Below are 12,727 nucleotides of genomic sequence, written 5' to 3' on the forward strand. Positions count from 1 at the left end.
CTCGCGATATGGACACCGCTGAATTCACTGAGGCCGATTGGAGTGACTTGAGCATTCCCACTCTTACCGCCTACGTCAGATCGAAGACGTTAGCCGAAAAAGATGCCTGGGATTTTGTGAGGCAAAAAGGTGGGCCAGAGCTTACAGCAGTAAACCCGACGGTGATATTGGGGCCGGTCATGTGCCCCGACTATTCTCCGTCAATTTCACTCATCCAACGTATGCTGGACGGAAATCTGCCGTTAGCTCCGAAGCTTTCCTACGGGATCGTGGACGTCCGCGACGTCGCCGATCTACACATTCGCGCTATGACCGATCCTGCAGCAAATGGCGAGCGGTTCGTTGCAATAGCGGGTGAAACAATGAGCATATACGAGATAGCCCGGGTGCTCAGGTCGCGGCTGGGTGCTCATGGAGCAAAAGCGCCGCGATTTGAGATGCCAAACTGGGCGATGCGACTTCTCGCTTTGGTCAGTCCTGCGGCAAATCAAGTGACATCTGATCTCGGCAAAGAAAGGCGCGCTGGCAATGAAAAAGCGCGCTCCTTGCTTGGATGGTCGCCTCGATCAAACGAAGAGGCAATCATGGCGACCTGTGAAAGTCTGCTAAGGCTTAAACTTGTAAAATAGGAATTTGAGATCGGAAAACAGGTTGGCATGGGCGTTCGGCCGGACTCCGAGACTTTCGACTACGTGATCGTTGGCGCGGGTACCGCAGGCTCTCTTCTGGCCGCCCGACTTGCCAAAGAACCAGGCATTACAGTGTGCGTGCTGGAAGCAGGACCTGGCGACCTCAGGCCAGATGTGCGGGTCCCGGCAGGCTATGTGAAGGCTCTGACACAGCCCTCCATCGGCTGGAACTTCAGATCGCAGCCGATTCCCGGAGGCCAGGCCCTTCCGCTCTATCAGGGCCGGATCGTTGGCGGCTCCTCATCCATCAACGGGATGATCTATGTGCGGGGCCAGCCTGAGGATTTCGACTACTGGGCGTCGCTGGGTCTTCCGGGATGGAGCTACCGCGATGTGCTGCCTTACTTCAAACGAAGCGAAACGCGCATCGGGTTTGGCGACGATACGGTTCGCGGACGCGCGGGCCCGATCACGGTGGGCGACGTGGGCTGGTCGCATCATACATCGGACGCATTTGTCAAAGCTGCCCAAGGGGCGGGATGGGATTGGAACCCAGACTATAACAGCGGCACGCAAGAAGGCGTCGCCTATGTTCAGCAGACGGTGCGACGCGGTTGGCGCGCGACGCCGGCGATCGCGATGCTGCGAACGGCGCTGCGTAGCGGCAGCATCGATCTGAAAACGCGAGCGCGTGCTGTCCAGATCATGTTCGACAAGCAGCGGGCGATCGGTGTCCGCTATGTGCGTTCGCGAGGCGGAGTTGAAAAAACTGTGATGGCGAAGCGCGAGGTCATCCTCTGCTGCGGAGCGATCAACACGCCCCGGCTTCTTCAGGTGTCAGGCGTTGGCGATGGAGAAATGCTTGCAAAGATCGGCGTGCCGGTTGTGCACCACCTCCCCGGAGTCGGCGAAAATCTCAGAGATCATTTTGTCTCCCGCATCGTGATGCGGGCAAGAGATGGCGTGACGACGCTCAATCAGATAGCGCGCGGCCCGAGATTGCTGGCTGAAGGAGTTCGATGGATGCTTGGCCGACCAAGCGCGCTGACGCTTTCGCCGTCGCATGTCTTTCTCTCCTGCCGCTCCGACCCTGAGCTGTCGCGGCCCGATCTGCAATGCATGTTCACCCCCGGCAGCTTTGGCCGGAATCGCGCCGGTCATCTTGACAGCCTTGCGGGAGTAACGGGCGCTTGGTGGCAGCATCGCCCGAAAAGTCAGGGATATGTGCGGGCGCTGACAAGGGACATGTTTGTCGATCCCGAGATTCAGCCGAACTACCTTGCGGCTCTGGCCGATCAGACGACCATGATTTCCGGAATGCGGTTGATATCAACGCTGTTGACCCGCGTAGAATTGGCTCCGGTCCTTTCCGAAATGATCCAGCCACCAAGCATGCCCGGTACGGACGAAGAGATTCTCGCCTTTTGCCGCGCATCCGGGACCGCTGGCTGCCACTTTGTCGGCACGGCTCGGATGGGTCCGGACGGCGATCCCCTGAGTGTCGTAGACGATCAACTGCGCGTACATGGGATCGAAAAGCTTCGCGTTGCCGACGCTTCGATCATGCCGACGATACCGTCCGCCAATACCTACGCTCCAACAATGATGATCGGCGAGAAAGCCGCAGTGATGTTGCTCAGCTGATTGCGGGCGGAATACCGGATAGCTCGCTTTGAGGCTCGGCAATCAATTGGACCGGAGTGGCCATTACGCAGATGTTCAGCGTCGAAATCGTTTCGGATTCGGCGTCCTTGTTCTTGCGATCAAACCAGTGGATCAGTCGGATACCGGCCGACACCGGATTGAAGCGGTGAAGTGCACTCGAATCTCCCGTGCCGCGTTCCGCGCTTTGCGCCCAGTTTTGCGGAAGCAGCCGCTTTTCGAGCAGCGGCTTCCCAAGCCCGTAGACGATATTGTGGACAAAGGGCATGCAGTAGTGGGTGTGGTTTACGACTTGTCCGATATCGAAACCTGCAGCTTCAACCTCGCCGAGCAAGAGTTCATGATCGTACAGACGCTCATGATTCGCCCATATTCCGGAGAGCAGTCCCGTGCGGATAGGCGTTCCAAGGGTGCGCTCGAGCAACCAATTGATCGGGTCCCACAGGAAAGGATAGTTTGCGTTGGGAACCGTTATCAGCAACAACCCCTCAGGGCGAAGGACGCGGCGCGCTTCTTTCAGGGCGGCGATAGGCATGGGAAGATGTTCGAGAAGTTCCGACATGACGACAGCGTCAAAGCTTTCATCCGGAAAGGGCAGATGGTCGGCGGACACATCCTGGACGACGGCGCCGAAACGCTCAGCCTGAAGCCGCGCTGTGGAAAGTGGTTCAGCGTCTCGTTCCACGCCCACGATTTCGGCGCCTAGCGAATGATAGAGGGGGAAATAAAATCCACGGCCGCAACCGATATCCAGAAGACTGTACGGCTGGCCTAGGAAACGGTCCCAAAGATTGGAACCTATCCATATCGCCCGACGTCGGAAAGCCGGATCCGCCTCGTTCTGAAATATCCGCTCGGCAATCGACCTGCCGCTATTCATTCCCTGCATTCCGCCGCAATCCTCATCTTCGACCCGGGGCAAGGCACATCTAGTCCGCGAGATAAAAAAGTGAAATACACTGAAAATGATGGAAGCGGGAGTGCGGTTGGAAGAGCCAAGGGTTTTGCGCTTTGTCTTACCTACCACCTCCCCAATGTGAGCGGCCTAACCCTGTCGGCACACGAAGTGGCGCTCTACGTCAAAAGTCTCGGTTTTCCAGTCAAGGTATTTGCCGGCCGCGTTCCTGACGATGCCCCGCGCCATGACACGGTCGATGGCCTGGAAATTGTCCGTACTCGCGCGATCTTTAGATTGGGCAAGGCTTTGGTGATGCCCACCTATGCGATGGACCTGTGGCGTTCGCTCGATGACATCGATGTGGTCAATGTGCATCTGCCTTGCCTAGACGCAGCAGCTGTCGCGATCGTGGCGAAGTTGCGCGGACGCAAACTGATCGTCAGCTACATCTGCTGCATGAGCAAGGCGCGCCTTACCGACCGCCTCATGCGCGCGGTTGCCGCCATCCCCCATCTTATCGCCGGTGCCTGCGCCGACACCGTTCAGGTGGTATCGGAAGATTACGCCGCGCAATCAACCTTTTGCCGCATCTTCCGCTCGAAGGTAAAGACTGCGCCGCTTCCGATAGCCCTAAAGCTGTTTCCGGGCGAAGTCTGCCCGCCGAGAAAGGGGCTTCCGAAGGCCGCAGGGCATGTCTACCGCATAGGCTATGTCGGGCGGATCGCTAAACAGAAAACCCTTGAGGTCCTTTTCGACGCAATTCCGCATCTGAAAGGCGAACTCGATGCGCCCTTCGTAATTGATCTGATCGGCCCTGCGTCAGAAGTCGTCGGCGAAACCTATTGGCGCGACATCCTCGAATTGGCGGAAGCATCAGGGGGGACGGTGCAATATCGTGGAACGCTGACGGGGCGTCCCCTCGCAGAAATTTACCAGAGCCTCGACGTGCTGGTATTGCCCAGCATGGACCGGCTCGAATCTTTCGGGCTGGTGCAGGTTGAGGCCATGCTTCGACGGGTTCCAGTCGTCGCCTCCGACCTTCCCGGCATGCGGGTTCCAGTTGAGCGTACGGGGATGGGCAGGCTCTTCTCGCCAGGTAACCCAAAGGCACTCGCCTCCGCCCTAATCGACGTGCTTACCAACGGGCCTGAACATGAGTTGGACCCAGCATCCTTGGACAGGCTCTTTGGCGATGAAGTCGCCTGTGCTCCATACGTCGAAATGCTACAGGCGACATAGCGCAGCTCAAGACATACCAACTCGGCGGCGCGCCCACCAAAAGCGGGCACCGCGAGGGCCAACCAACTCGCATGCTGATTTTCCAGTTGCGGGGCAACTGTTGTCTGGCACATCATGGCCCAACACTGCCTCTACAGTCGAGCATCACTCTGGCATCCCTCTCAACGCCTATAGGTCCGTCTGGACTGCGCACGAAGGCATTCGTCGCCGCAGCGTGCCTCGCAATCATCACCTTTGGTGCAATGCTCAGATTGATGGGCACCAATTGGGACGAGGGGGCCAACCTTCACCCCGATGAGCGCCACATGGTTTCCGTCGTTATGGAATCGATGCGAGCCTTCGACGAATTCAAGCCCGGAGAACTGTCTGTCAGCGACACATGGTTTGCCGCCGGCAAATCGCCCCTTGATCCGCGCCGAAAAAATGGCCTTTACGTCTATGGCGAGTTTCCGCACCTTGTCCTTAGCCTGGTGTCGCGTGCCGCGGATGATGGCTGGCCCCAGGTCATGGAACGGGCACGGATTATCGGGTCCGCCATCGACGCGTATACCATCCTGGCAGTGTTCCTTTTGTCTGGCCTTTTGGTGCGAAATTCGATCGCCGGCCTGTGCGCTGCGACACTGTATGCGTTCCTGCCATCGGCAATCCAACAGTCCAACTTTTTCACCGTCGACGTGTGGCTGACATCGGCCGCTATCTGGTGTCTGCTAGCCGCGACGCTGGTGGTGACAACGAAGGGCCACCGTTCGGCTCTTGTCTGGACACTTGTCGCGGGAGGCCTTGCCGGCTTGGCCGCCGCCTGCAAAATTCCAGGCTTTGCGCTTGTTGGAGCAACGTGCCTCGCCGTCATCGCACGTTACGTGCGAGCGGGCAGGGAGCGCCATTTAGCCGATCTTTTGACAGGCCTGTTGCTGAGCTTCGTTGCCGCTGGCCTCATTTTCCGGCTCGCCAGCCCTTTCACGTTCCAAGGGCCTGGATTCTTCGGCCTTGTCCCCACCGAAAACTTTATCAAGGGTTACAAGGAGATGAGCAGGCTGGTGCTGGATCAAGGCTTCCCTCCGAACTGGCAATGGTTCGGGGGCTATGGACCAAGGAACGCTCTTGCCGACCTGGCTCTTTGGGGCCTGGGTTTGCCTACAACGTTTGCCGTTGGCATCGGCGCCATCGTGGCTGTGCGCGATCGGGCGCTCTGGCCGAGCTTGCTACCCTTAGTGGCGGCCACCGCGGTTTTTGCCTTCTACTGGCTTACAGTTCCGAACCCGGCCTTACGCTACGTCTCCCCTGCCCTGCCCGCATTCTGCGTCCTGTCGGCGCTGGCTTTCGCAGCGATGTTCTCGAAGCGATGGACCAGCGCAGTCGCGGTGCTTTGCATTGGCATGGCATGCATCTGGGGCTATGGCATGGTGACCCTACATACCACGACCAACAGTCGCGTTGCCGCCTCCCGGTGGCTATGGCTGAACACCGACAAGGGCACAGTACTCGCTAACGAGACGAATTGGGACGACGGCCTTCCGGTGAATGTCCGTTTACCGGGCTCCAAGGACTTGACGTGGGCAGGACTGGAAGACCATTTCGTCTTTTCAGTCCTTGGTCTTGAAGCGCCCGACACGCGAGAGAAGGCTCTGCAGATCGCAAGGGTTCTCGACCATGCCAATCTGTTGATTATCTCGAGCGAGCGTATGCGTAAGCCAATCATCGATCTCCAAAACCGCTTCCCAATGTCGACCGCCTATTATGCGATGCTGGCAGACGGCAGCCTCTGCTTTGAACCGATCTACCGCTCGAAGTTAGGTTACCCTGTGGCAGGCTTCCAGTTTGACGACACCGGTGTTCAGGAGCCATGGAGCGTCTACGATCACCCGACAGTGGAGATCTACCGAAAGCAGCCCTGCTTCGACGGCAAGAAAGTGGAAACGACGCTGCTTCAAGCCTTACCCAAAGGCTGATGGACGAAGGCAGGCGGCGAGTTCCCGCTGGTTAAGGCTCTGACCGCGACGGCTGCGGTGTCGATAGCGCGCCTTATCGCAGCGTCCATATCGATATAGGCATAGCTGCCGAGGCGCCCGAAGAAGGTCACTCCGGGGCGCTGCCGCGCCAATCCAACATAAGCCTCCAGCAACCGCTCATCGGCGGCCAGGCGAAGTGGGTAGAACAGCGCACTGCCACGGACCGCCGATTGCGCATATTCCTTCCAGATAATCGATACCGGCGATCTGTGGTTCCGCCAGGGCGACAGGTGCCGGTGCTCGGTCATGCGTGTCCACGGCGTACCAGGGTCAGGGAAATTCATGACAGGACAGCCGAGGCCATCTCCGGTGGTGCGAACTTCCTCGAAACGCAGCGTTCGATAGCCCAGGTCGCCAAGGCAATAGCCGAAATACCGGTCGATCCCTCCACTGTAGAAGGTGTGGTCGAATGTCTCGGTCAATGTTTCGGAAGCAACGCCAAGCCGAAGTTCGATGTTTCGGTGGTCGAGAATGGCAGCGACGATGGCTGTGTAGCCGTCGCGCGGCATCGCCTGCTGCCGATGATGAAAATAATTGCTGTCATAGGAAAACCGCAGCGGCAGGCGCTTGAGAATGCTGGCCGGCAGCAATTCCGGTTCAACGCCCCATTGCTTTTCCGTGTAGTGGCGGAAAAACGTTTCATAAAGCCGCTCGCCGACCATCGACAGCGCCTGCTCACGAAAATTCGCGGGATCTGCGATCGGCGGTTGTAAGGTCTTGATGAATTCCTCTGCTTCCGCAGGCACCATTGCACTGCGGAAGAACTGATTGATAGTCAGCAGGTTGACGGGAAGGGAATAAACCTCGCCGCCGACCGTGGCAAAAACCGAATGACGGTAAGGCATCCACTCTCCGAACTTTGCGACGAATGCCCAAATCTCATCGTCGTCGGTGTGGAAAATATGAGGCCCGTAACGATGGATCATGATGCCGGTTTCAGCGTCCTCCGACGTGTGGCAGTTGCCTGCCGGATGATCACGCTCATCAACGACGAGGCAAGACAATCCGGCTTCGGCGAGTTTGCGGGCGATAACCGCCCCGCTGAAGCCGGCACCCACAACCAAAACTCTTCCCAAGCGCTTCCTGCTGTCTAATGTTGTTGTGCTTTTCTCTAAGCTTGTGATAGCAACCTCAGTGTCTGTGGTCGAGCCTTCAAAGGCACGATCACTAGCCGCCGCAATAGCCGGCGTTTCATTGCCGGGAGGTCGCATAGCGCGCTGACGGCCAGTTGTGTCTTTGGTGTGCTGTTCATGCCGATCCTGTCCGTGATCATTCCTGCCTACAATGAAGAGCAGAATATCGAAGGGGCACTCGACGACGTCCTCAAGGACGTCGTCGCTGTCGTGACGGATGTTGAAATAATCGTTGTGAACGACGGCAGCACCGACCGCACGGCCGCGATCGTAAACGACGTCGCTCAGCGCGATAGCAGAATCAGGCTGCTGAACCAGGTCAACAAGGGCCATGGCCCTGCCCTCGCCAACGGCCTGGAGCAAGCGAGAGGCGAATGGCTGTTCGTTCTCGATAGCGACCGCCAGGTCTCGCTCGCTGAGTTTGCCAAGCATTGGGCAATGACGCCCGAATACGAAGCCATACTAGGCCTGAGGCGACCGCGTCACGATCCATTGCATCGCCTTGTTATTTCGTTTTTTATGCGGTTGCTGTTGCGTTTGCAGCTTGGTACGGCGGTAGGCGATGCGGGCGCTCCATACAAGCTCGTGAAGCGACAGATTTGGTTGCAAGCGAGCCAAACGATGCGTGACGACTGTTGGGTTCCGTCTGTTTTGCTGGCGGCACATATACTCTATCGTCGCGATATACGTGCAATCGAAGTGCCCGTCATGCACCAAAAGCGCCCTCACGGCCACTCAACGCTCAATTTGCGCAGGCTCGTGCGTTTTTCGCGCGAAGGTGCAGCTGATATAGCTCACTATCGCAAACGCATGAAAAAGCAAAACGCGGCAGTCCCAGCCCAATGATCGATGCGGCAAGCGTCGGGTCGGCGCTTCTGTTTTGGTTTACAATAAGCGCATGCGGCTTGCTTGCATGGCCATTGGCGGCAGCCTTATTTCCGCAAGATGACGATTTCGGCTTTTTGGCCGCAAAGCCTCTCGCCTGGCTGGTCGGCGCCTATTGCGGGTGGCTTGCAGCCGTCGCAGGCATCCCATTCTGGCGATATGGGTGGATAACCGGTCTACTTGGGCTGTTGGCAGTTTTTGCCCTAACATTTCGAACAAAGCTTCGAATGCCGCCAATCAAAAGGCTTGTGCAGTGGGAGCTCGGCTTTTTGACCCTCCTGATGGTCGGCATTCTCATCAAGGGTAGCGCGGCCGACATTGAGGGCCTCGAGAAGTTTATGGATTTCGGCTTCATCAACGGGGCGCTGCGGGCCTCGTCGATGCCACCTCCCGACCCTTGGTGGATGGGACAGCCGATCAATTACTATTATTTTGGTCACGTCGCTGCGGCATGGCTTATTCAGTTGAGTGGCGTGCCGGCGGATCACGGTTTCAACTTGATGGTCGCAACCGTGTTCGCCTTTGCGGTATCGCTGACCTACCGGATTGTCCGTGGGTGCCTGGGCAAGATGAACGACCGTATCTCGGTTGTGTGCGGGCTCGTGGCGGCATCACTTGTGGCATTCGGCGGCAACTTCCACAGCGTCCTTTATGGACCTTTCCGCGCGCTGTCGCCGACGACTTACAGCCGCGGCTTCTTTTATCCGGATTCCACGCGCTTCGTCGGCTTCGATCCACTAACCGATGACAGGGGCTTCACCGAGATGCCAGCCTACGGCTTCGGTGTCGGCGATTTGCATGCACATGTCCTGAATCTGCCCGTGGCGTTCATGATCCTTATGATCTTTGCTCGCATCGTCGAGCGCGAAACAGGGGCGGCCGCACATTATGGCCTTCGCTGGCGAGAGATCATTATCCTGGCACTCCTTTTCGCGATCTCGGCGATGAGCAACAGCTGGGATGCGGTGTCCTACGGCTTGCTGTTGCCGCTGACAGGGCTCCTTTTGCTGACGCACCGCAAAGGCCGCCGGCTAAGGCTTTTCGTCAAGCTTTCCCTGACTGCCGCGGTGACTGTCGGCCTTGCCTTGGTGCTCGCCTCTCCATTTCTGGTCAGCTTCAAACCGATCGCATCAACCTTGCGCTGGATGGACGGGCGAACTCCGTTCTGGCAACTGGCAGTCCTTTACGGTCATATCGCGCTACCTTGCCTGATTCTTCTGGTTGGCTTGTTCGTGGCCTTCGGCCGCGACCCCCGCTGGAGAGTTGGAGCCTTGCTGGCTCTGTGCGCGCTTTGCCTGATCGCCCTCCCGGAAATCGTCTATGTCAAAGACATTTACGGTGCGGATAACAGGCGTGCGAACACCATGTTCAAACTCGCCTTCGAGGCGCAGCCAATTGCTATGATGGCAAGCATGATTTTGATCGGCCTTCTTTTGCAACGGAAAGGGGTGATCGCCGCTGTGGCTGCGCTCGTTCTTGCGGCTCCATTGCTGGCGACCTTGTCCTATGCCGATGACATCTACCGATATCGGGTTTTCCCGATGAGTGAGCGCACCTTTACCCTCAGCGGTACCGGCTTCATAGTGCGCAGTCGCCATGACGATATGGCGCTGATAGACTGGCTTCGTTCGCAGCCTTCAGACCGTCTAATCATCCTGGTGGAAGCGCCGGGCGACAGCTTCACCCAGAAAAGCAGGCTTTCTGCATTCTCAGGCGTTCCAACGATTGTCGGTTGGCGCGGACACGAATGGCTTTGGCGCGGCGATATTTCCAGCGCCTATCGCCGATATGATGAAGTCGCGGCGTTCTACAATTCCACAACCTTGAGGCAAGCCTGTGCATTGGTCGCAACCTATGGGGTTACCCATGTGGCGATCGGCACTGTCGAGCGCGAGGTGTTCCCAGGTATCAATGCTGACATTTTCAGGCAGCTTGGGTCAATTGTGGTGCAAAGCGGCAACTCAATGATTATTCAGGTGGAACCAGCCAGTTGCGCGAACTGATCCGGGTTTACCTTTGGTAATGTTACGTTATGGTTATTTGCGTTCGCGCACTGATTTGGACGGGGGCCGGGTTGGGCAGGGTTTGGAACAGGCAAAGCTGGTGGTGGCTTGGAGTATGTGTAGCGCTGCTTCTGCTGGCAACGGCTACCGCTGAAGCTCGCAATGTGCCGGGATCCGCGTCTGCCGTGCAATCGCGAATCGACCAGGCTGTTGCGACGTCGCTCATCGACACGACCGCAATAACCGCGCGTGACGCGGCATTGTTTGATCTTTGTCAAAATTATCTGGGGCACGCAAACGCCGATGCCAAGGCGCTGCGCGATCCCTGTGAGTGGGGCATTTCGCTCGGCGGCGGCGTTCGCTACGTCGAAGGTTCCCCGAATGGCTTCGGCTTCGATTTCACCTCTGTGTTCGGAAGCCTTGCCATAGCGCACAAAATCTCCCCGAACGTCACCGTAGTCGCGTCGTTAATTGCTGAGCACGGAAACGGCGATCTCGACTACAACAAGGGCACACTGGACAATCGCGGTGTCGGTGGGCTGGCTGGCGTCATCGTCAAGCTGCATGACACGCTCGATTTTAGCGTCCTCGGTGGCGCCGAGTGGCTGAACTACCGGACGACCAGGTCCGGGGGGACCTATAGAGGCGAATACGACGCGATGCGCTATATCGTCGACGCGCAACTGCAGGGAACTCTGAATTCCGCCAACTATTTCATCGCATACGGCACGGGGCTGCGATACATTCGGCAGGACAACGACGCCTATCAGGAATATTCGGGCGGCAGTCCATTTGCCGCCGTTCCTGGTTCGGGCTTTACGGTTCTCACCGGCCTGGCCGATCTCAAACTGGGCACCAAGCTGCCGGGCCTAACGCCATATGTGCAGGCCACAGGCTACGTGAATTTTCTTGAAAATACCGATTTCGCAGCTTCGTTCGGAGCAGTAACGCCTGAAGACCAGCAGATCTCTGGCAGGCTTGGAATAGGGGCAGATATCGAATTCCTGTCAGGTAAACTCTCGCTGGTTGCCGGCGTTTTCGGTGGTGAGGACGGTTTCCAGGGCGCTGATGGCGGATTCAAGTTCTCGAAGGGGTTCTAAGCGTGACCAGGGCAGCGACACTCAGCGCACTGGGCATGACCGCCCGGACTCGCTGGCCGTCTGCCGATATCGCGATGGTGGCGGCGCGCGTTGCTCTGTCCGGCACGCTTCTTGCCGCCGCAATGTGGCTTTCCTCCGACGAATTCGCCTGGCGCGATCTCGCCGCCATCGGCCCGGGTAGCATCGCGACATGCTTGTTGTTGTCGGGGGTGATCGTGTTCACGCTCGCGTGGCGCTGGCGATACATCGTGGCAACAACCACAGAAGCGCCGACCGTTCCTTCAATGGCGGATTTCAGCGCTTTCACTTGGGTTGGACTGGCGGTCAATCAGCTCGTGCCATCGGTCGTCGGCGGCGATGCGGTGCGGATAACATTGCTGGCACGCTGGGGCATACCGGCCTCGGCTGCGGCAGGCTCCGTGATCGTCGACAGATTTTATGGCGTGCTTGGGCTGCTCGTCGTCTGTCTGGCGGCGGCACCGATGTTGAGCACCGCCCTCTTCTATCCGGCAATGATCACTTCAATAGTCATCGTGATTGCTGTTATCGCATCTGGTTTACTGGCATGGTGGACTTCGCGGCGCTTGAGCATCTTCCAGCGTTTGTCGACGATGGTGCTTACCGGCATTTCCTGGCGCAGCCTGCTGATTATGGTTCCCGTGGCTATGGCGGGGCATCTGGCCAACATCGCCATGTTCCTCGTCATTGCGCATGCGCTGGGCGCTCAGGCGCCGATATTGCCGACGATTTCCGTGCTTGCAGCCGTCCTGCTCGCGTCGGTTCTGCCCTTTTCGATTGCGGGCTGGGGATTGCGCGAATTCGCGTTGGTAAACGCGTTTACCCATCTCGGCTTAGACCATGACAAGATTGTGCTATCTTCCGTCGCCTATGGACTTTTTGTCCTTGTAACTCAGGCAGCCGGATTTCTCATGATCCTACGGAGAAAACGCACGTGAGCGCCCGGCTTTTCAATCTTCTTGTAAGTGCAGGCCTGTGCGCCGCGCTTCTGCTGGCAGCTGGGACAGCCGTCAAAGCGCAAAGCAACACGCCAACAAACACGCCGACCGACACCGTCACCCCCACCGCAACCAACACGCCAACCGACACCGCTACGCCCACCGTAACCAACACGCCAACCAACACGCCCACCGACACCGTCACCCCTACCG

At 58.0% G+C, this 12,727-nt stretch carries 10 protein-coding genes and 1 pseudogene; 9 read left to right on the top strand and 2 right to left on the bottom strand.

What is annotated here, in order from left to right:
• Both EOB80_RS34710 and EOB80_RS33520 read left to right on the top strand, forming a co-directional pair.
• Positions 1-629, top strand: a pseudogene (locus EOB80_RS34710) (aldehyde reductase); the annotation flags it as partial.
• A 27-nt stretch (positions 630-656) separates the two neighbouring features.
• On the top strand, positions 657-2,273 hold the full coding sequence (locus EOB80_RS33520) for a GMC family oxidoreductase N-terminal domain-containing protein (protein ID WP_127332252.1): 1,617 nt from the start codon (positions 657-659) through the stop codon (positions 2,271-2,273).
• Here EOB80_RS33520 and EOB80_RS33525 read toward each other — a convergent pair.
• The gene (locus EOB80_RS33525) at positions 2,266-3,180 is read right to left on the bottom strand and encodes a class I SAM-dependent methyltransferase (protein ID WP_127332254.1); all 915 of its coding nucleotides are present in this window, start codon (positions 3,178-3,180) and stop codon (positions 2,266-2,268) included. The genes EOB80_RS33520 and EOB80_RS33525 overlap by 8 nt on opposite strands.
• Before the next feature lie 60 nt (positions 3,181-3,240).
• Between EOB80_RS33525 and EOB80_RS33530 the strand changes: the two genes are divergently transcribed.
• Positions 3,241-4,428, top strand: a complete 1,188-nt coding sequence (locus EOB80_RS33530; protein WP_127332256.1) for a glycosyltransferase family 4 protein — start codon at positions 3,241-3,243, stop codon at positions 4,426-4,428.
• Positions 4,429-4,733: 305 nt separating this feature from the next.
• The gene (locus EOB80_RS33535; protein WP_127332258.1) at positions 4,734-6,377 is read left to right on the top strand and encodes a hypothetical protein; all 1,644 of its coding nucleotides are present in this window, start codon (positions 4,734-4,736) and stop codon (positions 6,375-6,377) included.
• On the opposite strand, the gene EOB80_RS33540 is transcribed toward EOB80_RS33535, so the two are convergent.
• Positions 6,356-7,495, bottom strand: a complete 1,140-nt coding sequence (locus EOB80_RS33540; protein WP_281058148.1) for an FAD-dependent oxidoreductase — start codon at positions 7,493-7,495, stop codon at positions 6,356-6,358. The genes EOB80_RS33535 and EOB80_RS33540 overlap by 22 nt on opposite strands.
• Before the next feature lie 192 nt (positions 7,496-7,687).
• Between EOB80_RS33540 and EOB80_RS33545 the strand changes: the two genes are divergently transcribed.
• The 5 genes from EOB80_RS33545 to EOB80_RS34920 all read left to right on the top strand — a co-directional run.
• On the top strand, positions 7,688-8,416 hold the full coding sequence (locus tag EOB80_RS33545) for a glycosyltransferase family 2 protein (RefSeq protein ID WP_127332262.1): 729 nt from the start codon (positions 7,688-7,690) through the stop codon (positions 8,414-8,416).
• Positions 8,413-10,458, top strand: a complete 2,046-nt coding sequence (locus EOB80_RS33550; RefSeq protein WP_127332264.1) for a DUF2298 domain-containing protein — start codon at positions 8,413-8,415, stop codon at positions 10,456-10,458. Before EOB80_RS33545 ends, EOB80_RS33550 begins: the two co-directional genes overlap by 4 nt.
• 185 nt (positions 10,459-10,643) lie before the next feature.
• Entirely contained in the window at positions 10,644-11,558 is a 915-nt protein-coding gene (locus EOB80_RS33555) for an autotransporter domain-containing protein (protein WP_127332266.1), read from the top strand.
• Positions 11,559-11,560: 2 nt separating this feature from the next.
• Positions 11,561-12,514, top strand: coding sequence for a lysylphosphatidylglycerol synthase transmembrane domain-containing protein (locus tag EOB80_RS33560; protein WP_127332268.1), 954 nt, complete (start codon positions 11,561-11,563; stop codon positions 12,512-12,514).
• Positions 12,511-12,727, top strand: a 217-nt coding sequence (locus tag EOB80_RS34920) for a hypothetical protein (protein WP_206516864.1), incomplete at its 3' end; no start/stop codon positions are given. The genes EOB80_RS33560 and EOB80_RS34920, both read left to right, overlap by 4 nt.

Origin of the sequence: Mesorhizobium sp. M7A.F.Ca.MR.245.00.0.0 (assembly GCF_003997415.1) — a bacterium.
Taxonomy (GTDB): Bacteria; Pseudomonadota; Alphaproteobacteria; order Rhizobiales; family Rhizobiaceae; genus Mesorhizobium.

Bases quoted from the DNA above. Each gene is read 5' to 3' on its own strand.
- EOB80_RS33520 (WP_127332252.1), top strand. From the start codon at position 657: ATGGGCGTTCGGCCGGACTCCGAGACTTTCGACTACGTGATCGTTGGC.
- EOB80_RS33525 (WP_127332254.1), bottom strand. From the start codon at position 3,180: ATGCAGGGAATGAATAGCGGCAGGTCGATTGCCGAGCGGATATTTCAG.
- EOB80_RS33535 (WP_127332258.1), top strand. From the start codon at position 4,734: ATGGTTTCCGTCGTTATGGAATCGATGCGAGCCTTCGACGAATTCAAG.
- EOB80_RS33545 (WP_127332262.1), top strand. From the start codon at position 7,688: ATGCCGATCCTGTCCGTGATCATTCCTGCCTACAATGAAGAGCAGAAT.
- EOB80_RS33550 (WP_127332264.1), top strand. From the start codon at position 8,413: ATGATCGATGCGGCAAGCGTCGGGTCGGCGCTTCTGTTTTGGTTTACA.